Source organism: Streptomyces sp. GQ60 (genome assembly GCF_059758875.1).
Window position 1 is genome coordinate 781,380 of record NZ_JCAXEG010000001.1, and the last position, 22,042, is coordinate 803,421.

Here is a 22,042-nt window from a genome sequence, read left to right on the forward strand (position 1 = left end):
GCACCGCCCGCTCCGAGCGGGGTAGCGGGTGCGAGTCGCCACAGTCAACCGCGAGGAAGCCCAGACATGACCGTGCACTCCCAGGGAGCGGCGACCTCCGCTCCACAGGACGCACCACACGAGTCCGCGGGGCCGGCCAAGACGCCGCCGCCCACCGGAGCCAAGGCAGCGTCCCAGTCTCCTCGCGGGGGCAGAAAGTCGCTCCCCTCAGGGTGGATGCCGTACCTCCTGATCGGGCCCGCCGTGCTCAGCATGGCGACCCTGCTGCTGTACCCGCTGATCAAGAACATCATCCTGTCGTTCCAGAAGGTCGACAAGATCGAGTTCATCCAGCGGAAGGCGCCGTTCAACGGCGTGGAGAACTACACCCAGCTGCTGGGCGACTCGCAGTTCTGGACCGTGGTGGTCCGAAGCTTCCTCTTCACCGCGGGCAACGTCTTCCTGATCATGGTGATCGGCAGCCTCATCGGGCTCCTGCTGAACCGGCTCGGCAAGTGGATGCGCCTGGTCCTGTCGATGGCGCTGGTGATGGCCTGGGCCATGCCGATCGTCGCCTCCGTGACCGTCTTCCAGTGGCTGTTCGACGAGCAGTACGGCGTCATGAACTGGCTGATGCGCACCTTCGGCTTCGCCGGCTACGACCAGCACAACTGGTTCGAGACCGGCCTGTCCACCATGGTGATCATCACGGTCCTGCTGGCCTGGGGCTCGATCCCCTTCGTCGCCCTCAACATGTACGCCGGCCTGACCACGGTCAGCGGCGAGCTGTACGAGGCCGCGCGCATGGACGGGGCCAACGGCTGGCAGACGTTCTGGAAGGTCGTCTTCCCGAACCTCAAGTCGTTCTTCCTGGTCACGACGTTCCTTGAGGTCATCTGGATCTTCAAGGCCTTCACCCAGATCTACGCGATGAACAAGGGCGGCCCCGACCGCGCCTCGGAGACGCTGACGATCTACGCGTACGTAGAGGGCCAGAGCCAGGGCCACTACGGTCTGGCCGCGGCGATCTCCGTCCTGACGATCGTGATGCTCGTGGTCGTCATGTCCTTCTACTTCCGTCTGATCCTGAAGCAGGAGGAGGAGCAGTGAGCACGACCACCGCCCCGAAGCCCGCGCCGTCCGTGAAGCCCCAGCAGCTGCGCAACCGCCGGCCGATCCGTCCCGCGGCCGTCGCCAAGAACGTCGGCGCCCTGCTGCTGGCCGTCCTCTTCGTCTTCCCCGTCTACTGGATGTTCTCCTCGGCCCTCAAGCCGTCCAGCGAGATCCTCTCCAAGGACCCCGTCTTCGTCTTCGCCCCGACGATGGAGAACTTCACCAAGGCCACCGGGGTCGACCTGTTCTGGACCTACGTCGCGAACAGCTTCATCGTCACCATCGGCGCCGTCACCCTGGCCCTGCTCGTCGCCCTCGCCGCGAGCTTCGCCATCGCCCGCATGAAGTTCAAGGGCCGCAAGGGCCTGGTCCTCGCGGTGATGATGGCCCAGATGGCGCCCTGGGAGGTCATGGTCATCGCGATGTACATGATCGCCCGCGACTCCGAGATGCTGAACAGCCTCCCGCTGCTCACCGCGATCTACTTCGTGATGGTCCTCCCCTTCACCATCTGGACCCTGCGCGGCTTCATCGCCGCCGTCCCGGTGACCCTGGAGGAGGCCGCCCAGATCGACGGCTGCACCCGCGGCCAGGCCTTCCGCAAGGTGATCTTCCCGCTGCTGGCCCCCGGCCTGATGTCCACCTCGCTCTTCGGCTTCATCACGGCCTGGAACGAGTTCGCGATGGTCCTGATCCTGAACAAGGACAAGACCGCGCAGACCCTGCCGCTGTGGCTGACCCAGTTCCAGACGGCCTTCGGCAACGACTGGGGCGCCACGATGGCCGCGTCCTCGCTCTTCGCGGTCCCGGTCCTGCTCATCTTCGTCTTCCTCCAGCGCAAGGCCGTCGGCGGCATGACCGCCGGCGCCGTGAAGGGATAACGGCCCATGACTGTCCTTGCGCACCGCACAGACACGTTGACCCGAGATGCCCTCGCGGTCCTCCAGCCCGGCTTCGAGGGCACCACCGCCCCCGCCTGGCTGCTGCGCCAGGTCGCCGAAGGCCTCACCGCCGTCGGCCTCTTCGGCCGCAACATCACCTCGCCCGAGCAGCTCGGCGCGCTGACCGCGCAGCTCCGTACCGAGCGGGACGACGTCCTCGTCGCCATCGACGAGGAGGGCGGCGACGTCACCCGCCTGGAGGTCCGGGGCGGCTCCTCCTTCCCCGGCAACCTGGCCCTCGGCGCCGTGGACGACGTGGACCTGACCCGCGACGTCGCCCGCGAGCTGGGCCGCCGGCTCGCCGAGTGCGGGGTCAACCTCAACTGGGCCCCGTCCGCCGACGTGAACTCCAACCCGGACAACCCGGTCATCGGGGTACGGTCCTTCGGCGCCGACACCCACCTCGCCGCCCGCCACACCGCCGCGTACGTCGAAGGCCTCCAGGCCGCCGGCGTCGCCGCCTGCACCAAGCACTTCCCGGGCCACGGCGACACCAACGTCGACTCGCACCACGCGCTGCCGCGCATCGACGTGGACCTCGACACCCTGGTCGCGCGGGAACTCGTACCGTTCCGGGCCGCCATCGAGGCCGGCACCAAGGCCGTCATGAGCGCGCACATCCTGGTGCCCGCTCTGGACCCGACCCGGCCGGCCACCCTCAGCCCGCAGATCCTGACCGGTCTGCTGCGCAAGGAGCTCGGCTACGAGGGCCTCATCGTCACCGACGGCATGGAGATGAACGCCATCGCCGGGACGTACGGCATCGAGCGCGGCTCGGTGCTGGCCATCGCGGCCGGAGCCGACGCCATCTGCGTCGGCGGCGGGCTCGCCGACGAGGGCACCGTGCTGAGCCTGCGCGACGCACTGGTCGCGGCCGTGCGCGAGGGCTCGCTCCCCGAGGAGCGGCTCGCCGAGGCCGCCGCCCGGGTCCGGTCGCTGGCGGAGTGGACCCGCCGGGTCCGCGAGGGCGCGCGGCCGGAGGGGAGCAGCGCGCCCGGCATCGGACTGGCGGCCGCCCGCCGCGCGGTGGTCGTGACGGGTTCGCCCAAGGCGGCCTCGCCGGTGAACGCCCCGTACATCGCCACGCTCGCCCCCGTCGCGAACATCGCGGTCGGCGACGAGACCCCGTGGGGGGTGGCCGGGGAAGTGTCCGCGCTGATCCCGGGCACCGAGTCGGGCGTGTTCCCGCAGGGCTCGACCGCCGCGGACGTCCTGGCCGCAGCGGGGAACCGCACCGTCGTCGCGGTGGTCCGCGACGCGCACCGGCACCCCTGGATGACCGAGGCCCTGGACGCGCTCGTCGCGGCGCGGCCGGAGACGATCGTGGTCGAGATGGGCCTGCCGCGGGCCGAGCCGCGGGGTGCGCTGCACATCGCGACGCACGGGGCGGCCCGGGTCTGCGGGCGCGCTGCCGCTGAGGTCATCGCCGGGGTTTAGCGGGCCCCTGCGGGCCGGCTGCCGGGGCTCCGCCCCGGACCCCGCGCCTCACACGCCGACGGGCTGGATTTCCACGACGAAGGGCCGGGCCCCCTGAGGGGGCCCGGCCCTTCGTCGTGTACCGGTACGTCCTACAAGCCCTGCCAGGCGGGCTTGTTGGCGTAGGTGTGGCGGAAGTAGTCCGCCAGCTTCAGCTTGGACGCGGCGGCCTCGTCCACGACCACCGTGGCGTGGCGGTGGAGCTGGAGCGCGGAGGCCGGTACGAGGGCGGACAGCGGGCCCTCGACGGTCTGCGCGACGGCCTCGGCCTTGCCCTCGCCGGTGGCCAGCAGGACCAGGTGGCGGGCGTCGAGGATGGTGCCGATGCCCTGGGTGATGACGTGGTGCGGCACCTGCTCTATGTCGTTGTCGAAGAAGCGCGCGTTGTCCACGCGGGTCTGCTCCGTCAGCGTCTTGATGCGGGTGCGGGAGGCGAGCGAGGAGCAGGGCTCGTTGAAGCCGATGTGCCCGTCCGTGCCGATCCCGAGGAGCTGGAGGTCCACGCCGCCGGCCTCGGCCAGCGCGCGGTCGTAGGCGTCGCAGGCGCCGACGATGTCCGCGGCCGAGCCGTCCGGGCCCATGAAGGAGGCCTCGGACAGGCCCAGCGGCTCCACGACCTCGCGCAGGACGACGGCGCGGTAGGACTCCGGGTGCCCGGCCGGCAGGCCGACGTACTCGTCGAGCTGGCAGACGCGGGCCTTGCCGGCGTCGACCAGTCCGGCCTTGACCTTGGCGGCGAGCGCCTCGTAGATGGGCAGCGGGGTAGAGCCGGTCGCCACGCCGAGCAGGGCGTCGGGCTTGCGGCGGACCAGGGCGGCCATGGCCTCCGCGATGAGCTCGCCGCCTGCCTTGGCGTCCGGGACGATGACAACTTCCACGCGGGGCCTGCCGATCTGGAGTGTGACGTTGTGGTATAGACCAATCTAGCAGAGGCGAGGCCCCGTTGCCGGGTCTTCGCACACTCCATGGTGGGCCGGATCCGCCGCTCCGGCCTCCCGGACCGGGGCCCGTTGCAGCGGCGAGAGCTGGAGCCCGCCCGTCATGGCGAGGTGCCGGCCCGTGGCCCGGCGGGAGTCCGGGGAGGCCGGGAAGGCGACCGCGTCCGCGACCTCCTGCGGGGTGCGGAGCCGGTCGAAGGCGGAGCGGGAGGCCTCGGCCCCCTCGGTGACCGGCGGATGGGGCCGCGTACGCCCCCCAGAGGGCCTCGGCGCCACCCGGAACGCCGAGCTCCGCCCCTACCGCGAAGGCGCGGCCCCGGGCCGCCCCGAGGGCGCCCACGGCCTCCCCGGCGGCCCGCGTTGTATCCGCAGCCACCGCGACCAAGTTTCGTAGCGACCGCTATAGAATGAGGTCATGGTGACCGGACAGCGCGGCAGGCCCCGCTCCTTCGACCGTGACGCGGCCCTCGACAAGGCGATGTTCGCCTTCTGGGAGCGCGGCTACGAGGCCACGTCGATCTCCGACCTGACCGCCTCGATCGGAATCAGCGCCCCGAGCCTCTACGCGGCGTTCGGCGACAAGCGCAAGCTCTTCGACGAGGTCGTGGTGGTCTACGGCGGCCGCTACGGGGACTTCGCGGCCGCGGCCCTCGCAGAAGAGCCCACCGCCCGCGCGGCGGTGGGGCGCATCCTGCGCGAGGCGGCGGAGGTCTACACCGACCCCGCCCACCCGCCGGGCTGCATGGTGATCAGCGCGGCGGTCAACACCACGTCGGACGAGGTGGCGGAGGCGCTGCGCGTACGGCGCGAGGCCAACCTGGTGGCGTTCGAGAGCCGGATCCGGGCCGATGTCGCCACGGGAGAACTGCCGGCCGGTACGGACACCCGGGCGCTGGCGCGCTACGCCGGAGCGGTGCTGCAGGGGATGTCCCAGCAGTCGCGCGACGGTGCGGGCCGGGAGGAGCTGGAGGCGGTGGCGGAGCTGGCCCTGCGGGCCTGGCCGCAGTAGGGGCCGTCTGCCGGGACGCATCTTCCGGGGGACGCGCCGCCCGGGCCGCACGTTCCTCTGGGCCACGGTGCCGAACGGGACCCTCAGCCCGCCCGGCACCGTAGCCCGGAGTACTCACGGCCGACGGGTGTGCGGTGCCCGACGGCCGGTGGGAGGTGACGCGCGGTCAGGGCAGAGCGCGCGGTTACCTCGATCCGTCCTCCTGTGCGGGGAGGGCGGAAGCTTGATGTAATTGTGGACTAGACCAATCTGTTCTGTCCATCCAATGACGTGACCCTGGTTCCCGTCACTTCCTCCAAGCCTACGCGGAAGCGGGGTCTCCTGGATACTCCGGAGTATCGCGCTGCGGAAAGTCATGGCCCGTACCCGGGGTACGCTCGCCACGTGCCCTCCATGAACGACCTCGTACGCCAGCACACCGCTCTCAGTGAAACCGACCTGGAGTGGCTCCACCTGCTGGTCTCGGAGTGGCAGCTGCTCTCCGACCTCTCCTTCGCCGACCTCGTGCTGTGGGTTCCCACGCTCGACGGCAGCCGGTACGTCTCCGTCGCGCAGATGCGCCCGAACACCGGCCCCACCTCGTACCAGGACGACATGGTCGGCCACCTGGTCCCGCGCGGCCGCCGCCCGCTGCTCGACGCCGCGCTCGACGAGGGCCGCATCGTGCGCGAGGGCGACCCCGAGTGGCGCGAGGAGGTGCCGGTCCGCGTCGAGTCGATCCCCGTGCGCCGCGAGGGCCGGGTCCTCGGAGTGATCGCACGCAACACCAACCTGCTCACTGTGCGTACACCCAGCCGGCTGGAGCTCACCTACCTCCAGTCCGCCTCCGACCTGGCCCAGATGATCGCGGCGGGCTCCTTCCCGTTCCCCGGCCAGCAGGTCGACATGGACGCCTCCCCGCGCGTCGGCGACGGCCTGATCAGGCTCGACTCCGAGGGCGTGGTGACGTACGCGTCCCCGAACGCGCTCTCCGCCTACCACCGGCTCGGCCTCGCCTCCGACCTGGTCGGCCAGCACCTGGGCACGATCACCTCCGAACTCGCGCCCTCGCGCGGCCCGGTGGACGAGGCCCTGGTCAAACTCGCCAGCGGCTGGGCCCCGCGCGAGACCGAGGCCGAGGGCAGCGGCGGGGTCATCCAGCTGCGGGCGATCCCGCTCAAGCCCAAGGGCACCCGGATCGGCTCGCTCGTCCTGTGCCGCGACGTCACGGAACTGCGCCGTCGCGAACGTGAATTGATCACCAAGGACGCGACCATCCGGGAGATCCACCACCGGGTCAAGAACAACCTCCAGACCGTGGCCGCGCTCTTGCGGCTACAGGCCCGCCGCATGGATTCGCCGCAGGGGCGCGAGGCGCTGAACGAAGCCGTCCGCCGCGTCGGTTCGATCGCGATCGTGCACGAGACGCTGTCTCAGAACCTGGATGAGCGGGTCGAGTTCGACGAGATCGCCGACCGGGTGATCGCGATGGTCTCCGAGATCTCCCCGGGCAGGGTCGACTGCCGGCGCACCGGCCGCTTCGGAATCCTGGACGCCGAGGTCGCCACCCCGCTGTCGATGGTGCTGACGGAGATCCTCCAGAACGCCCTGGAGCACGCCTTCACGCAGGGCGAGGGAGGCACCGTGGAGGTGTCCGCGGCCCGCTCGGGCACCGGTCGCGACGACGCCCGGCTGCTGATCTCGGTGGTCGACGACGGCTGCGGTCTGCCCGAGGGGTTCGACCCCCAACGGGCCGGCAACCTCGGGCTGCAGATCGTACGGACCCTGGTGGAGGGGGAGCTCGGCGGCACCTTCGACATGGTCGCGTCGGCGCCGCGCGGCACCAAGGTCGTCCTCGACATCCCGGCCAGCCCGCAGAAGTAGCGCGCCGTGCCCGTGACTCAGGGTGACGTCATCGGCAGGGGTCGGGCTCCGGACAGCACTGAACCCCGTACCGAATGGTTTTCGGTACGGGGTTCGAGAGCACGTTGCTGAGCGCTTATATGGGTACTACGCGCTGCGGCTCGAGGCTCGAAAGTCGACGTCAGGCGGTTGCGTTGCGCGCCCGATTGCGAGCGGCGCGGCGCTTCATCGCGCGGCGCTCGTCCTCGCTGAGACCGCCCCAGACACCGGAGTCCTGACCGGACTCGAGCGCCCACTGCAGGCACTGCTCCATGACGGGGCAACGGCGGCAGACGGCCTTGGCTTCCTCGATCTGCAGCAGCGCAGGACCGGTGTTGCCGATGGGGAAGAAGAGTTCCGGGTCTTCCTCGCGGCAAACGGCGTTGTGACGCCAGTCCATGGCTGCTCCATCTCCTTGTATTGCGGGCAGGTTGCTTGTGAATGTGAACGCTTTCACGAATCCCTTCGTGAGGGAAGGGAGGCCGCCCAGTTTGGGGAAAAACTCGCCCTGGGCTGCCGGAGATTCGTGGAGGGGTTCTGGCGGTCTGTGTGGGTGCCGGTTCTGCGGGCTGTCCCGATCGCCATGTAGAGATTCGCAAACCTCGGACGGGGATACAACCCCTTCCGGAAAGTTTTTTTTGATTCGTCGGTGTCTACTAGGTCACAGCCCTACTTCCTAGGGGTGGACCGGCGTGTAAACGTTCGAGTGAAAGGCCTTTCGGCCCTTCCGCTCACACAATCACACGCAGTGCACGGCGTACGCCTGTGAACCGAACGCTGGTGCGCAGCCCGAGGTGGTCTCCGTCCATCTGGAACGGAAGCGGCACCTTCGAATGCAAGGTGAAGTCCGTCAGATCGTGCAGAGACACCGCATGCTTGCCGTGCGGGCCGCGCTCAGGAGTCGAGGTCAGGAGCTGTGTCGCGTAGCGAGCGACGGCCGGAGTTGACAAACGGTTCAGTGCCAATACGTCAAGTGCGGTATCGAACGACGCCTCCGGAGAGGCGTAGAGCGGCCGGTTGCCCAGGTATGTCCAGGGTGACGTGTTGCACACTATCGACAGCACCAGGTCCCTCACGGGATCCGCGCCGGGCCGCTCCAGTGTCACCATGCCGTGTCGGCGGTGGGGCTCTTCCCAGAACTGGCGCATCAGCTGTCGCATGTACAGGGCATGGGTCGAACGTTTGCCCCGTTCCCGCTGCTGTTCGACACGGCCCACCACGCCCGCGTCGAAGCCGAAGCCCGCGCAGAAGGTGAACCAGCGCGCCGGGACCGACTCGTCCTCCGTGCCCGGGGTGCCGGCCGCGAGCCCCAGGCCGACCGTGCGCTCGCGCCGCTCCCGCAGCGCGTCCAGCAGGGCGCCGGTCGCCTCGACCGCGTCGTTGGGCAGGCCGAGCGCGCGGGCGAAGACATTGGTGGAGCCACCGGGGACCACCGCGAGCCCGGGCAGCCGGTCCGGATCGGGGCCCTCGTGCAGCAGCCCGTTGACCACTTCGTTGACGGTGCCGTCACCGCCCAGGGCCACCACCAGGTCGACCCCGGTCTCGGCCGCCCGGCGGCCCAGGTCCCGGGCGTGGCCACGGTATTCGGTGGTGACCGCCTCCAGCTTCATCTCGCTGGCGAGCGCATGGGTCAGGACGTCGCGCGTGCGCGCACTGGTCGTCGTCGCTGCTGGGTTGGCCACGAGGAGTGCACGCATGGGCGTCAGCCTACCGACCCCTTCCGGTGCCGCCCATACTGGCCGTCCCCTCCGGGTGCGGGAGGGCCGCGGCTACCCTGCTGGGGTGAGTACGAAGCCCAGCCCCACCGAGTCCGCCGTCCCCGCCCCGCTGCCCCGCAGGCTGACCGCTGCCGCCGCGCTCGCCGCGCTGGAGGGGCTGGCCCTGGCCGGTCCCGGCGTCGCCGATCTCTACATGGCCGTCGTCGGCGACGCGGACGCCGTGCAGGCCGGGACCGGCGGGATCACTCTGCTCGTCCTGGCCGCGCTGCCGCTGGTCGCGGCGCGCGGTCTGGTCCTGGGCCGCCGCTGGAGCCGCGGTCCGGCGCTGATCACCCAGCTGATGTCGCTGCCGGTGGCCTGGATGCTGTGGACCGCGGGAGGGTCGATGAAGGTCGCCGCCGTGGCGTTGGCCCTGGCTGCGGTGGCCGTCACGGCCCTCCTGGTGAACCCGAAGGCCACCGAAGCGCTGGGCATCGGGCCCGCGGAACGGGCCCGATAGCCCGGCGGGCGACTCTCCTACTCCTCGACCAGGAGCTTTTCGCGGAGCTGGGCCAGGGTGCGGGCCAGCAGCCGGGAGACGTGCATCTGGGAGATGCCGACCTCCTGGGCGATCTGCGACTGGGTCATGTTGCCGAAGAACCGCAGCAGCAGGATCCGCTTCTCCCGCGGCGGCAGTCCTTCGAGCAGCGGCTTGAGGGACTCGCGGTACTCGACGCCCTCCAGCGCCTCGTCCTCCGAGCCCAGGGTGTCCGCGACCGCCGGCGACTCGTCGTCGGTGTCCGGGACGTCCAGCGAGAGCGTGCTGTAGGCGTTGGCCGATTCCAGGCCCTCCAGCACCTCCTCCTCCGAGATGCCCAGCCGTTCGGCCAGTTCGTGCACCGTGGGGGAGCGGCCGTGCTGCTGGGACAGTTCAGCCGTCGCCGTGGTCAGCGAGAGCCGCAGCTCCTGCAGGCGCCTGGGGACCCGTACCGCCCAGCCCTTGTCACGGAAATGGCGCTTGATCTCGCCGACCACCGTGGGCGTGGCGTACGTGGAGAACTCGACCCCGCGGTCCGGGTCGAAGCGGTCCACCGACTTGATCAGGCCGATGGTGGCCACCTGGGTCAGGTCGTCCAGCGGCTCGCCGCGGTTGCGGAAGCGCCGGGCCAGGTGCTCGACCAGCGGCAGGTGCATCCGTACGAGCCGGTTGCGCAGCTCCGCCTTCTCCGGCGAGCCGTCGGGCAGCGCCCGGAGCTCGATGAAGAGGGCCCGGGCACCGCTGCGGTCGCGCGGATCCGGCAGGGGTACCGGCGCCGTGAACACCGGAGCCCGCAGGGCTTCGGAGGTGTCCGGGGCCAGTGGTGTGTCCGCGGCCGGCGCCGCCGGCGGGGCCGTGGCAGCGGCCCCCGGTGGCTGGACCGGCAGTGTTTGGTCGTGCTGGTTCTCGCTCACAGGGCCCGCCCGTCGCTCCGCCGAGTCCAAAAAGCCGTTTTCCGCGTCCGTGTCAGCCGGGTGCGGCCGGGCGTGCTGCTGCTCCGGAATGCCGCCGTCGACCTCGTGTCCTACCCGGGGCCGATCCCCGCCCCGCACCGGGACCTCCCCGCCGCTCACGCCGGGCCTGGCCCCGCGCCGCGCTGTTTGTAGAGGCTGATGCTCACCGTCTTGTTCTCCTCGACCGTGGCCTCGACCTTCCCGGCGAGTGCCGAGAGGACCGTCCACGCGAACGTGTCACGCTCCGGCGCCCGGCCGTCGGTGGTCGGGGCGGAGACGGTCACCTCCAGCGAATCGTCGACCAACCGGAAGACGCAGCTGAGGACGGAGCCGGGCACGGCCTGCTGGAGCAGGATCGCGCAGGCCTCGTCCACCGCGATGCGGAGGTCCTCGATCTCGTCGAGGGTGAAGTCCAAACGTGCCGCGAGGCCGGCCGTGGCCGTTCGCAGCACAGACAGGTAGGCACCCGCAGCGGGCAGCCGGACTTCCACGAAGTCCTGGGTCCCGGGCTCGCCTGCGATCTGGGACACCCTCACCTCCAAGGTGGTACGAGCTCTGTTCGCCGGTGACGCTATCGCGATCCGGGCGATCGTGTCGCGGCACCCCTGTCGGTGGGGGCAGAACCCCTTTGAACTTAGCTGCACATAGCTGGCCCGAGGGCCGTGCCTGCGACCAGTGACTGATGGTAAGCCCATGGGGACGCACAGTGGCTAGGGGTCTGCGGGTCCAAATCAGGGGAACCGGCGGAGGGTTGATCTACCCCGGTTCAGACGATCGAACCGTCGACAAAACACCATCTCCAGGTCTCGCCCGGTTCGAAGCTGCGCATCACGGGATGCCCGGTCTCCCGGTGGTGCGCCGTGGCGTGCCGGTGGGGCGAGGAGTCGCAGCACCCGACGTGCCCGCACCCCAGGCACATCCGGAGCTGCACGGGATGGCTGCCGAGGGCCAGACATTCGGGGCAGGTCTGGGCAAGCGGGACCGGCTCGGGGCGCGGCAGTTCGGGAACGTGGGTGCACTCGCTCATGATGGCCAGCGTACTGAGGTGCGGGCGCCCGGGATGACATGACTCAAGCGAGGATGATCTTCGATGGAGGTATTGCCGCTGGTGGCGCTGGTGGCCGGCTGTGCGGTCGTCGCGGGCCTGGCCCGCCGGACCCCGGTACCGGCCCCGCTGCTGCTGGTCGCCGCCGGACTGGCCGCGGCCTACGTGCCGGGGGTGCCCGAGTACGGGCTGGACCCGCACATCGTGCTGCCGCTGCTGCTCCCGCCGCTGCTCTACACGGCCGCGGTCGACAGCTCGTACCTGGACCTGCGGGCGAACCTACGGCCTGTGGCCCTGCTCTCGGTGGGGTACGTGCTCTTCGCGACCGTCGCCGTCGGGTACGCGGCGTACCTGCTGGTGCCGGGGCTCTCGCTGCCGGTGGCGCTGGTGCTGGGGGCGGTCATCGCTCCGCCCGACGCGGTCGCGGCGACGGCCATCGCCCGCAAGCTCGGGCTGCCGAACCGGATCACGACCATCCTCCAGGGTGAGTCCCTGGTCAACGACGCCACCGCGATCACCGCGTACAAGGTCGCGCTGGCGGCGGCGGTCGGCGCGAGCGCCGGCTGGGCGGGCGGGATCCAGGAGTTCCTGCTGGCCTCGGTCGGCGGGGTCGCGGTCGGCCTGCTGCTGATGGTCCCGATCCACGTCCTGCGCAGGAAGCTGCGCGAACCGCTCCTGCAGAACACCCTGTCGCTGCTGATCCCCTTCGTGGCCTACGCGGCCGCCGAGCGGGTGCACGCGTCGGGAGTGCTGGCGGTCGTGGTGGTCGCGCTGTACCTGGGGCACCGCAACTGGCAGGTCGACTTCGCGACAAGGCTCCAGGAGGAGGCGGTCTGGAAGATGGTCGCCTTCATCCTCGAATCGGTGGTCTTCGCGCTGATCGGGCTCCAGTTGCCGGTGGTGCTGAAGGGGCTGGGGGAGTACGAGGGCACGGCGGCGGCGGGCTACGCGGTCGTCGTGTTCCTCGTCGTGGTCGCGGCCCGCTTCGCGTGGGTCTTCCCGGCGACGTTCCTGCCGAGGCTTTCGCAGCGGATCCGCGCGCGCGAGCCGGAGACGACCTGGAAGGCCCCGGTCGTCGTGGGATGGGCGGGCATGCGGGGCGTCGTCTCGCTGGCCATCGCCTTCTCCGTGCCGATGAGCGTGCCGCACCGGAACCTGATCCTGTTCCTGACCTTCACGACGGTGATCGGCACGCTGGTGGTCCAGGGCCTGACCCTGCCGCCGCTGATCCGGCTGCTGAGGCTGCCGCCCAAGGACACGCACGCCGAGACCCTAGCGGAGGCCCAGGCCCAGAGCGAGGCCTCGCAGGCCGCGGAAGACCGTCTGGCGGAGCTGCTGGACTCCCCGGCGAACGCGCTGCCGCCCCCGCTGGCGGACCGGCTGCGGACGGTCCTGGAGCGCCGGCGGAACGCCGTGTGGGAGCGGCTGGGGGAGGTCAACGCGGTCACGGGCGAGTCCGCGGACGACGTCTACCGCCGTCTGGCGGGGGAGATGATCGAGGCGGAGCGCGAGGTATTCGTCTCCCTGCGCGACGCCCGCCGCATCGACGACGAAATGCTCCGGGCCCTGCTGCGCCGCCTGGACCTGGAGGAGGCGGCGGCGTACCGGGAGGAAGCGGGCTGAGGGCGAGCGGGCGGCGGTGTGCGGCCCTGCCCGCGGCCCTCTGAGGCCCTGGCGCGGCAGCGGGCCGGGGCCGCGGTGGTGGCGGGGCCCGGTGCGGCCGGTGCGGAGCCGCCTCCTGGGCTACGGGCGGCCCGTGACGACCGCCGCCAGGGTGGTGCCGCGGGGGAAGGCGCCCGCGCGGGTCATCGCGAGCAGGGCCCAGAGGAGCTTCGCCACGTAGATCCGCTCCACCGGCAGGCCGTGGCGGGACTCGAAGTCCGCCGCGAACTCCGCCAGCTCGGCGGGGACGCGGGCGTAGCCGCCGTGGGCGTAGCCCTCGGCCAGCGACCAGTCGCCCGCCGGACCGCCGAACGCGGCCGTCTGGAGGGAACGTATCTCCGCCTCCAGGAACCCGCCCCCGACCACCGGGACCCCCAGCGCCCGCCGGCCCGCGCCGAGCCCCGCCGCCAGTCCGGCCAGCGTGCCCCCGGTCCCGCAGGCCACCGCGGCCACGTCGCAGGCACCGCGCAGCTCGCGGCCCAGTTCGGCGCAGCCGTGCAGCGCGAGCGCGTTGCTGCCGCCCTCGGGGATCACGTAGGCCCCCTCCGCGCCCGCCAGCGCCGGGAGCCCGGCCTTGTCCCGGTAGGCCGACCGGGACACGAAGTGCAGCCGCATGCCGTCCGCCGCGCACCGGGCCAGCGAGTCGTTCAGCGGCCGCCCCGCGAGCTCGTCCCCCCGTACGATCCCGACGGTCGCCAGCCCCAGGAGCCGGCCGGCCGCGGCGGTGGCCCGGAGGTGGTTGGAGTAGGCGCCGCCGAAGGTCACGAGCTCCGGGTATCCGCCCGCGACGGCGGCCCGCAGATTCGGCGCGAGCTTGCGCCACTTGTTGCCGGGAAGCTCCGGATGGACCAGATCGTCCCGCTTGAGCAGCAGCCGCACGCCCCGCGCGTCGAACCGCTCGTCGCGGACCTCTTGCAACGGGGACGGCGGGCGGGGTCGCAAGAGGATGTCGGGGTTCGCGGGGCGGTTCACCCGTACATTGTGTGCCGCGCCCGCCCGTTCCGTCGCACGTCAGAGCGGGTCTGCTCCGGACTTCCGCTCCGGGGCTACTTCAGGCGTTCCGTGACGCGGTCGCGCATCGAGGCCATCGTGAAGCCCTTCGGGTCGATCTTGCCCGGGCGCCATTCGAGGTGGCCGATGACCGAGCGGGCCGACCAGCCGTGGGCGCGGCACAGGGCGGCCGACGCGCGGGCCATCGCGTCGAGCTGGGGGGCCGGCCAGGGGTCCTCGCCGTCGCCGAGGTTCTCGCACTCGAAGCCGTAGAAGTGGCGGTTGCCGTCGGTGTCGGCGTGCTGGTCGGGTGGGAGGCGCTTCTCCGCGATCACCGCAGCCAGGACGGCGGAGTCGCCCGCGCCGGCGTGGTTGGCGCGGCCGTGGCCGACCAGGTGGACCCGGCCGTCCTTGGTGATCACTCCGTGGCAGAGCGGGCCGGGGAGGTCCGCGCGGCCGTCGCGGCAGAGCCGGACCGTGTTCGCGGTGCCGTGCGTGACGGTGTGGTGGAGCATCACCCCGTGCACGGGACCCCAGGGGCCCTTGTGGTTGCGGTTGTGGGTGCGCCAGGCGCCGACTTCGACGACCGTCAGGCCCTCGGCCCGCAGGACGTCGAGGAACCGTTTCGCGGACAGGGGTGCGGACATGACCGCCTCCTTGGGCTGTGAGTAGCCGAGTGGTTACTCAACGTTTAGTGGAGGCGGTCATTCCGTCGCAAGGGCGCGCACCGGGCGCACGGCTCACGCGGAGGCGAGCCACAGGTCGGGGCCGAAGGCCTCGTAGGTGATGTCGGCGGGCGCCACGCCCTTGGCGATCAGCTGCTCGCGCGCCACCCGCATGAAGGGGAGGGGGCCGCAGAGGTAGGCCTTCGTGCCCGGGGCGACCGGGACGGCGGTGAGGTCGAGGAGGCCCTCGTGGTCGCCCGGCTCGGCGCCGGCCTCGTACCAGAAGTGCGCCGTGGCGTCGGTGAGCTTGTCGGTCAGGGCCCGGTGGTCGGTGCGCAGGGCGTGGTCGGCGGGGGAGCGGTCGGCGTGCAGGACGGTGACGGGGGCCGGGTGCGCGGTCTCGGCCAGGTGCTCCAGCATCGAGAGCATCGGGGTGCAGCCGATGCCGGCCGAGGCGAGGATCACCGGCGAGGCGGAGTCCTGGAGGACCAGGTCGCCGTAGGGGGTCGAGACGCGCAGGGTGTCGCCGGTCCGGATCTCGGCGTGCAGGTGGTTGGAGACCTCTCCGTCGGGGCCGTCGGCAGCCGGGCCGTGGACCCGCTTGACGGTGATCGAGCGGATCGGGGAGCCGGGGGCGCTGGAGAGGCTGTACTGGCGGATCTGCCGGGCGCCGTCGGGGAGTTCGACCTGGACGGAGACGTACTGGCCCGGCTTGAACCCGGGCGCCGGGGAGTCGTCGGCCGGGGTGAGGTGGAAGGTGGTGCAGTCCGCGGTCTCCTCGACGCGGGCGGCGACCGTCCACGTGCGCCAGACGTCGCCGGCGAGGACCTGCTGCTCGGCGTAGAGGCGCTCCTCGATGGTGACGAGGGCGTTCGCCATGAGCCAGTAGACCTCGTCCCAGGCCTCGGCGACCTCGGGGGTGACGGCCTCGCCGAGGATCTCCGCGATCGCCTCGAAGAGGTGCTCGTGGACGATCGGGTACTGCTCGCGGGTGACGCCGAGGGAGGCGTGCTTGTGGGCGATGCGGTTCAGCATCACGTCGGGGCGGGCGTCGGGGTGTTCGACGAGGTGGGTCGCGAAGGCGGCGATGGAGCCGGCGAGGGCCTGCTTCTGGAGGCCCGCGTTCTGGTTGCCGCGGTTGAAGAGGTCGCGGATCAGTTCGGGGTGGGCCGCGAAGAGCTTTCCGTAGAAGAGCTCCGTGATGTCGCCGATCGCCGCGCCCACGGCGGGCAGGGTGGCTCGTACGGTCGCGGCGGACTTCTCGGAAAGCATCGGTGGCTCCTGGGGTCGGGGTGGGGGCGCAGAATTTGAATACTGGATGCGCATTTACGGGCAGGGAGTCGGGCGTTCGTTCCGATACGGAATTGTGTTCGAAGGGTCCGTGCGTCTCACGCTATGCGGGCCCAGTGCCGGTGTGAACCGGCCATCCGGCCCCATCCCTCAGGGTCTTCCGGCCCCCGGCGATCCGCCCGAAATGCCCAGCAGGAGCGGACCGGTCGGGGCCGCGACCAGGTCGTTCACCGTCAGCGGGTCCAGGGAGGCGAAGAAGGCCTCCTGGGCCCGGCGCAGCGCCCCGCGCAGGACGCAGGCGCCGCGCAGGGGGCACGGGGTGGTGCCGTCGCAGTCCACGACGTCGCCGGCGCCCTCCAGTTCGCGGATCAGCCCGCCCACCGAGGCGGCGCGGCCGGCGGGGGTCAGGGTGAGGCCGCCGCCGCGTCCGCGACGGGCTTCGACCAGGCCGAGATGCTGCAGCTTGGCGACCACTTTGGCGGTGTGGGTGTACGGAACCTCCATGGTCGCCGCCACGTCGCGGGTGGTGGGAAGGTCCGCGTCGGCGACGGCCAGGCGCATCAGGACGCGCAGGGCGAGGTCGGTGAATCGGGTCAGCCGCATGGGGCCAGCGTAGAAAACTTGCATCCTGCGTGCAAATTTAAACGGCGGGAGCGGTGGTCCTCGCGCGGGATGGCTGAAACGGGTGGGGTCCAAGTTCCTCGTGGGGCGGAAGTTGAACTCAAGAGAGTGCCCAGCCTCGAACGGAGTAGTCCCACCCTTTTGTGTAATGGTCCCACCACGGTCCGTGCTGAAAGGCTCCTCCCGCAGATTCATGGAGTGATCGAAGGGGAAATTCATGTCGGTCCAGGCAGGTTCCGAATCCGAGGCCCAGGCACCGCAGCGCAGTCTGGGAACGGCGGCCGCGCGGAACTTGGCAACCACGACCAAGTCCGCGCCGCAGATGCAGGAGATCACCTCGCGGTGGCTCCTGAAGATGCTCCCCTGGGTGCCCGTCCAGGGCGGCACGTACCGGGTCAACCGGCGGCTGAGCTACTCGGTCGGCAACGGCATCGTGGAGTTCGTCAAGACCGGCACGCAGGTGCAGGTGATTCCGGCGGAGCTGGGGGAGCTCCCGGTGCTGCGCGACTACGACGACCCCGACGCGCTGGCCGAACTCGCCGCGCGCTGCCAGCAGATCGACTTCGAGCCGGGCCAGGAGCTCACCTCCTTCGGCAGCCCCGCCGACAAGGTGTTCCTGCTCGCCCACGGGCGCATCGACCAGATCGGCCCCGGTCCCTACGGTGACGACGCCGTCCTGCAGACCGTCGCCGACGGGGCCTTCTTCGGCGAGGACGCCCTCGTCGACGAGGAGGCCATCTGGGAGTACACCGCCCGCACCGCCACCGCCGGCACCGTGCTCGTCCTCTCCCGCCAGGACTTCCAGATCCTCGCCGACCGGGTCGACTCGCTGCGGGCGCACGTGGACTCCGTACGGGCCCTGCCGGAGCAGCGCACCAACAAGTACGGCGAGGCAGCGATCGACCTCTCCGCCGGCCACGCGGGCGAGGCCGTGCTGCCGGGCACCTTCGTGGACTACGAGGCCCGGCCGCGCGAGTACGAACTCTCCATCGCGCAAACGGTTCTGCGCGTCCACACCCGCGTCGCCGACCTGTACAACCAGCCGATGAACCAGACCGAGCAGCAGTTGCGGCTCACGGTCGAGGCGCTGCGCGAGCGCCAGGAGCACGAGATGCTCAACAACCGCGACTTCGGCCTCCTGCACAACGCCGACTACGACCAGCGCATCCAGTCCCACGACGGCGCGCCCAGCCCCGACGACATGGACCAGCTGCTCAGCATGCGGCGCGGCTCCAAGTTCTTCCTGGCCCACCCCAAGGCCATCGCCGCCTTCGGGCGCGAGTGCAACAAGCGCGGGCTGTATCCCGAGTCGGTGGAGATCGGCGGGCACCGGGTGCCGGCCTGGCGCGGGGTCCCGATGTTCCCGTCCAACAAGATCCCGATCAGCGACGCCCGTACGACCTCCATCCTGTGCATGCGCACCGGCGAGGACGAGTCGGGCGTGATCGGCCTGCACCAGCCCGGGATCCCGGACGAGATCGAGCCGAGCACCTCGGTGCGGTTCATGGGAATCAGCGAGCAGGCGATCATCTCCTACCTGGTCACCACCTACTTCTCCGCCGCGGTGCTGGTGCCGGACGCGCTCGGCGTCCTGGAGAACGTCGAGATCGCCCGCTGGAGCTGAGCCGCCCGGCGCCGGAGCGACGGGGACGGGACAGGACGGGACAGGACGGAGCGCACACGCCATGTCGACCACTGAGGCGATCACCACCAGCGAGGGGCAGGAAGCCGCCGTCCTGCTGGAACGGACGAGAGAAACGGTCAACCCCGAGCTGCGCCGGACCGTGGAGAGCCTGCCCGGCTCGATGCGGCGCGTGGCGATGTACCACTTCGGCTGGGAGCACGAGGACGGCACCCCGGCGGCGGGCAGCGCCGGCAAGGCCATCCGGCCCGCCCTGGTGCTCGCCGCCGCGCAGGCCCTGCACGGGGACCGCGGGGCCTGGGACACCGGGCACGCCGTACGGGCGGCGGTGGCCGTGGAGCTGGCCCACAACTTCACGCTGCTGCACGACGACGTCATCGACAAGGACGCGCGCAGGCGCGGCCGACCGACGGCCTGGACGGTCTTCGGGACACCGGACGCGATCATCACGGGCGACGCCATGATGGCGCTCGCGCTGCAGCTGCTCGCCGAGGACCCGCACCCCGCCTCGGCGGCGGCCTCGGCCCGGCTCGCCGCCTGCATCGTCGAGCTGTGCGCCGGCCAGCAGGCGGACTGCGCCTTCGAGCAGCGCCGCAGCGTCTCGCTCGACGAGTGCCTGACCATGGCGACGGCCAAGACCGGGGCCCTGCTGGGCTGCGCGTGCGCGCTCGGCGCGCTGTACGCGGGGGCCGGTCCGGACGAGGTCGACGCCATGGACGCCTTCGGCCGGGAGGCCGGGCTGGCGTTCCAGCTCATCGACGATCTGATCGGCATCTGGGGGGACCCCGGCCACACCGGAAAACCCGCCGGGGCCGATCTGCTGGCCCGCAAGAAGTCCCTTCCGGTCGTGGCCGCCCTCACCTCGGGCACCGAGGCGGGGGAGGAGCTGGCCGCGCTGTACGCGGGTCCCATGACCGGGGGCGACGTGGGCCGGGCGGCCGCCGCGGTGGAGCGGGCGGGCGGGCGGGACTGGGCGCAGGCCCATGCCGCCGACCGGATGGGGCGGGCGGTGCAGCAGCTGTCGCGGGCCGTCCCGGACCTCGGGGCGGCGGGCGGACTGCTGGCGCTCGCGGAGTTCGTGACACGGCGTACGAAGTGACCGCGTAGGGGAGGGGGAACCCCGGAGGCCTGTTCCGGCACCGCACGGTGCCGGAACGGGCCTTTCTGCGTCGGTGGGGCAACTCTAGGATCACTCACGGTTGTTGACGCGTGAGTGAAGTGAAGGGTGTGACCCATGGGGCTGGAGATACGTCAAGCCGGTCAGTCGGACCGGGACGCCGTGGCGCGGCTGCTCGACGAGGCCTTCCGCACCGATCCGGTGAGCAGCTGGGTGTTTCCGGACCCGGAGCACCGGGCGGCGGTGCACGGGAAGTTCCTGGGCGTCTTCGTGGACGTGGCGCTGGCCGAGGGCCGGATCGACTACGCGGTGGACGGTTCCGCGGCGGCGCTGTGGCTGCGGATCCCGGCGGCCGACCCGGAGGGCGGGCACGTCGAGGACGAGATCCCGGCGAAGATGCGGGCCGTGGCCGACCCCGACAACGAGCGGTGCGAGCTGGTGGGCCGGCTCACGGGCGCGGTGCACCCCGTGGCGGAGGAGCACGAGTACCTCCTGATGATCGCGGTCGCCCCGGCGCGGCAGGGCGAGGGTCTGGGTACGGAGCTGATCCGCCCGGTGCTGGAGCGCTGCGACAGCGAGGGCGTGCCGGCGTACCTGGAGGCGAGCAGCGAGCGCAGCAAGGGGTTGTACGAGCGGCTGGGCTGGGAGTTCACGGGCGAGGCGGTGCGGCTGCCGGACGGCCCGCTGATGTGGCCGATGTGGCGCAAGCCGCAGTAGCCGATCCCCGTGCACCCCCTTGCGAGACCACTTCGTCTGAAGTACTTTGGCCGACGTGCCTCGATGGGGGTGCACTGTCGAACGGAAGAGAATCGCTTGCGCAAGCTCACGTACTTCATCGCCACCTCGGTCGACGGCTTCATCGGGGCCCCGGATGGCGATGCCGATTTCATCTACGGCTACCTCGACGGCGAGTTCATCGACTTCCTCAAGGCCGAGTACCCGGAGACCATCTCCACCCCCGGACGCGCCCAGCTTGGGATCGAGGACGCCGAAGCCCGGCACTTCGACACCGTGCTCATGGGCCGCGGTACCTACGAGCCCGGCCTCAAGCAGGGCCTGACCAGCCCGTACGGGCACCTGCGCGAGCAGTACGTGGTCTCGCGCTCGCTCACCACCACGCTCGACCCGGCGGTGCGGCTGATCGGCGGGGATCTGGTGGAGAAGGTCCGTGAACTGAAGGCCGAGGACGGGCTCGGCATCTGGCTGTGCGGCGGGGCCGACCTCGCGGGGCAGCTCATCGACGAGATCGACGAGTTCGTCGTGAAGACCTACCCGGTCTTCGTCGGCACGGGCATGCCGATGTCGCGCGCCGGGTTCGGGGCCCGGCCCCTGGAGCTGACCGGCTTCAAGGCCCTGGGCGGCGGCCAGGTCGTCACCTCGTACGCGGTCAAGCGCTGACCCGCCGAAGCGGCGAAACCGGCCTACCGTGGAGGTATGGCCGGTGAACAGCGGGAACAGCACAAGCGCGGGACGGTCGCCCCGCAGGCCGGACACGAGCAGCAGTCGTGCCCGGTCTGCGGGAGCCCCGTCGACACGATGGTCGGACGGCGCAAGTCCCTGGGGATCTTCGTCCCGACATGGACTCCGGGTCCTTGCAAGAACCCGGAGTGCACGGCGTACGAGCCCGAGGGGCCCCGGGACGACGGGGCCTAGCCCGAGAGGCCCTAGCCCTTCGTGTCCAGACCGGACGCGGCGAGGCCGTTCGCCCAGAGCTGGTTGACGCGCGAGCGCTCGGCGGAGTTCGGCGTGGCGTTCTGGCAGGAGGTGCCGGGGCCGCCGCCGGACATCAGCTCGCTGCACGGGCCCGAGTAGTGGTCCGGCAGGCCGAGCACGTGACCGGTCTCGTGCGAGGTCACGCGGGTGGAGTTGTACTGCTGGTTCTGCCGGTAGTCCAGGAAGATGTAGCCCCTGCCGTGGCCGTCCGTGCTCGCGTAGGAACCGCGCGAGTCGTTGCCCTCGTAGTACGCGAAGTTCCCGCCCGAGGACACCTCCTGCAGTTTGACGTTGACCACCGAGCTGTTCCAGATCTGCGTGGAGCGGGCTATCTGGGTGCGGAAGCTCGGCGCGTTGCGGGTGTTGTAGGTGACCGTGACGGCCGCCAGGCCGGGGGACGCGGCGCGCTGTTCGGCGACCGAGCGCCGCACGGCCTCGAAGAAGGCGCGGTTGGCGGCCTGGTTCTCCTTCGACTGCTCGTACGCGGCGTACGTGTTCGGGCCGCCGGCGCCGGGGGAGGCCGTGGCGGTCGCGCCCGGGACGACGGCGCCGAGGACGGCGGCGATGCCGAGGCCGACGGCGGACAGGGTGGTCTTGCGGGAGTGGCGCATGTGGGGGACTCCTGCTCATCCGGTGCGGTGGGGGGTCGTTCGGTACCGGAGTCTGCGGGAGCGGGAGTGGCCGGCGGATGATGCCAGACCCCGATAGCGCCGGGTTATCGGGGGGATTTCGGAAGCCCGACTCCCAAGAGAATGGCGGGATTCGAGGGGAT

Annotated in this window: 23 protein-coding genes; 12 read left to right on the plus strand and 11 right to left on the minus strand. The window is 71.1% G+C overall.

The genetic code is table 11. The annotated features are described in order from the left end of the window. The first annotated feature begins 66 nt into the window (after positions 1-66). The 3 genes from AC6CKD_RS03645 to AC6CKD_RS03655 are packed head-to-tail and all read left to right on the plus strand — an operon-like array spanning position 67 to position 3,470. Complete coding sequence (locus tag AC6CKD_RS03645) at positions 67-1,089, plus strand: carbohydrate ABC transporter permease (protein WP_498325063.1); 1,023 nt, start codon at positions 67-69, stop codon at positions 1,087-1,089. Positions 1,090-1,136: 47 nt separating this feature from the next. Beyond that, the gene (locus tag AC6CKD_RS03650; RefSeq protein ID WP_478687228.1) at positions 1,137-1,973 is read left to right on the plus strand and encodes a carbohydrate ABC transporter permease; all 837 of its coding nucleotides are present in this window, start codon (positions 1,137-1,139) and stop codon (positions 1,971-1,973) included. A gap of 6 nt (positions 1,974-1,979) precedes the next feature. Beyond that, positions 1,980-3,470 (plus strand): glycoside hydrolase family 3 protein, encoded by a 1,491-nt coding sequence (locus AC6CKD_RS03655; protein WP_498325064.1) that lies wholly within the window; start codon positions 1,980-1,982, stop codon positions 3,468-3,470. A gap of 131 nt (positions 3,471-3,601) precedes the next feature. Here the strand turns inward: AC6CKD_RS03655 and nagB are convergent, their stop codons facing one another. Next, positions 3,602-4,387, minus strand: a complete 786-nt coding sequence (gene nagB, locus AC6CKD_RS03660) for a glucosamine-6-phosphate deaminase (RefSeq protein ID WP_498325066.1) — start codon at positions 4,385-4,387, stop codon at positions 3,602-3,604. 475 nt (positions 4,388-4,862) lie between these two features. Between nagB and AC6CKD_RS03665 the strand changes: the two genes are divergently transcribed. Together AC6CKD_RS03665 and AC6CKD_RS03670 are read left to right on the plus strand one after the other, a co-directional pair. After that, positions 4,863-5,456, plus strand: a complete 594-nt coding sequence (locus AC6CKD_RS03665; protein WP_498325067.1) for a TetR/AcrR family transcriptional regulator — start codon at positions 4,863-4,865, stop codon at positions 5,454-5,456. Between the two features lie 393 nt (positions 5,457-5,849). Further along, positions 5,850-7,319 carry a sensor histidine kinase gene (locus tag AC6CKD_RS03670; RefSeq protein WP_498325436.1) on the plus strand — a complete coding sequence of 490 codons (1,470 nt, stop codon included), beginning with the start codon at positions 5,850-5,852 and terminating at the stop codon, positions 7,317-7,319. Between the two features lie 160 nt (positions 7,320-7,479). Here AC6CKD_RS03670 and AC6CKD_RS03675 read toward each other — a convergent pair whose 3' ends face one another. After that, positions 7,480-7,737 carry a WhiB family transcriptional regulator gene (locus tag AC6CKD_RS03675; protein ID WP_004937597.1) on the minus strand — a complete coding sequence of 86 codons (258 nt, stop codon included), beginning with the start codon at positions 7,735-7,737 and terminating at the stop codon, positions 7,480-7,482. 331 nt (positions 7,738-8,068) lie between these two features. Continuing rightward, positions 8,069-9,034 (minus strand): diacylglycerol/lipid kinase family protein, encoded by a 966-nt coding sequence (locus tag AC6CKD_RS03680; protein WP_498325069.1) that lies wholly within the window; start codon positions 9,032-9,034, stop codon positions 8,069-8,071. 85 nt (positions 9,035-9,119) lie between these two features. On the opposite strand from AC6CKD_RS03680, the gene AC6CKD_RS03685 reads away from it, so the two are divergent. Further along, complete coding sequence (locus AC6CKD_RS03685) at positions 9,120-9,554, plus strand: hypothetical protein (RefSeq protein ID WP_498325070.1); 435 nt, start codon at positions 9,120-9,122, stop codon at positions 9,552-9,554. Between the two features lie 17 nt (positions 9,555-9,571). Here AC6CKD_RS03685 and AC6CKD_RS03690 read toward each other — a convergent pair whose 3' ends face one another. From AC6CKD_RS03690 to AC6CKD_RS03700, 3 genes are all read right to left on the minus strand, one after another. Next, positions 9,572-10,645 (minus strand): RNA polymerase sigma factor SigF, encoded by a 1,074-nt coding sequence (locus tag AC6CKD_RS03690; protein WP_498325072.1) that lies wholly within the window; start codon positions 10,643-10,645, stop codon positions 9,572-9,574. Beyond that, complete coding sequence (locus AC6CKD_RS03695) at positions 10,642-11,055, minus strand: ATP-binding protein (protein WP_214949331.1); 414 nt, start codon at positions 11,053-11,055, stop codon at positions 10,642-10,644. Before AC6CKD_RS03695 ends, AC6CKD_RS03690 begins: the two co-directional genes overlap by 4 nt. 236 nt (positions 11,056-11,291) lie before the next feature. Further along, entirely contained in the window at positions 11,292-11,552 is a 261-nt protein-coding gene (locus tag AC6CKD_RS03700; RefSeq protein WP_383952157.1) for a UBP-type zinc finger domain-containing protein, read from the minus strand. Positions 11,553-11,615: 63 nt separating this feature from the next. Between AC6CKD_RS03700 and AC6CKD_RS03705 the strand changes: the two genes are divergently transcribed. Next, positions 11,616-13,193: a Na+/H+ antiporter gene (locus AC6CKD_RS03705; RefSeq protein ID WP_498325073.1), complete on the plus strand. Its 1,578-nt coding sequence runs from the start codon at positions 11,616-11,618 to the stop codon at positions 13,191-13,193. A 120-nt stretch (positions 13,194-13,313) separates the two neighbouring features. On the opposite strand, the gene AC6CKD_RS03710 is transcribed toward AC6CKD_RS03705, so the two are convergent. The 4 genes from AC6CKD_RS03710 to AC6CKD_RS03725 all read right to left on the minus strand — a co-directional run bounded on the left by AC6CKD_RS03710 (position 13,314) and on the right by AC6CKD_RS03725 (position 16,780). Continuing rightward, positions 13,314-14,204: a 1-aminocyclopropane-1-carboxylate deaminase/D-cysteine desulfhydrase gene (locus tag AC6CKD_RS03710; protein ID WP_498325075.1), complete on the minus strand. Its 891-nt coding sequence runs from the start codon at positions 14,202-14,204 to the stop codon at positions 13,314-13,316. A gap of 74 nt (positions 14,205-14,278) precedes the next feature. Next, positions 14,279-14,869, minus strand: coding sequence for an N-acetylmuramoyl-L-alanine amidase (locus AC6CKD_RS03715; protein ID WP_498325077.1), 591 nt, complete (start codon positions 14,867-14,869; stop codon positions 14,279-14,281). Positions 14,870-14,962: 93 nt separating this feature from the next. Beyond that, the gene (locus AC6CKD_RS03720; protein WP_498325078.1) at positions 14,963-16,159 is read right to left on the minus strand and encodes a globin domain-containing protein; all 1,197 of its coding nucleotides are present in this window, start codon (positions 16,157-16,159) and stop codon (positions 14,963-14,965) included. Between the two features lie 168 nt (positions 16,160-16,327). Further along, positions 16,328-16,780, minus strand: a complete 453-nt coding sequence (locus tag AC6CKD_RS03725) for an RrF2 family transcriptional regulator (protein ID WP_498325079.1) — start codon at positions 16,778-16,780, stop codon at positions 16,328-16,330. A gap of 235 nt (positions 16,781-17,015) precedes the next feature. Between AC6CKD_RS03725 and AC6CKD_RS03730 the strand changes: the two genes are divergently transcribed. The 5 genes from AC6CKD_RS03730 (at position 17,016) to AC6CKD_RS03750 (ending at position 21,210) form a co-directional block, all read left to right on the plus strand. Beyond that, positions 17,016-18,422, plus strand: a complete 1,407-nt coding sequence (locus AC6CKD_RS03730) for a family 2B encapsulin nanocompartment shell protein (protein ID WP_498325080.1) — start codon at positions 17,016-17,018, stop codon at positions 18,420-18,422. A 61-nt stretch (positions 18,423-18,483) separates the two neighbouring features. Then, positions 18,484-19,539, plus strand: a complete 1,056-nt coding sequence (locus AC6CKD_RS03735; protein WP_498325081.1) for a family 2 encapsulin nanocompartment cargo protein polyprenyl transferase — start codon at positions 18,484-18,486, stop codon at positions 19,537-19,539. 135 nt (positions 19,540-19,674) lie between these two features. Beyond that, a complete protein-coding gene (locus tag AC6CKD_RS03740; protein WP_498325082.1) occupies positions 19,675-20,274 on the plus strand; it encodes a GNAT family N-acetyltransferase in 600 nt (199 codons plus the stop codon). Positions 20,275-20,370: 96 nt separating this feature from the next. Beyond that, positions 20,371-20,955 carry a dihydrofolate reductase family protein gene (locus AC6CKD_RS03745; protein WP_498325084.1) on the plus strand — a complete coding sequence of 195 codons (585 nt, stop codon included), beginning with the start codon at positions 20,371-20,373 and terminating at the stop codon, positions 20,953-20,955. A 36-nt stretch (positions 20,956-20,991) separates the two neighbouring features. Further along, positions 20,992-21,210 (plus strand): hypothetical protein, encoded by a 219-nt coding sequence (locus AC6CKD_RS03750; RefSeq protein WP_498325086.1) that lies wholly within the window; start codon positions 20,992-20,994, stop codon positions 21,208-21,210. A gap of 11 nt (positions 21,211-21,221) precedes the next feature. Here the strand turns inward: AC6CKD_RS03750 and snpA are convergent, their stop codons facing one another. Continuing rightward, a complete protein-coding gene (gene snpA / locus AC6CKD_RS03755) occupies positions 21,222-21,881 on the minus strand; it encodes a snapalysin (RefSeq protein WP_498325087.1) in 660 nt (219 codons plus the stop codon). Positions 21,882-22,042 lie beyond the last annotated feature (161 nt).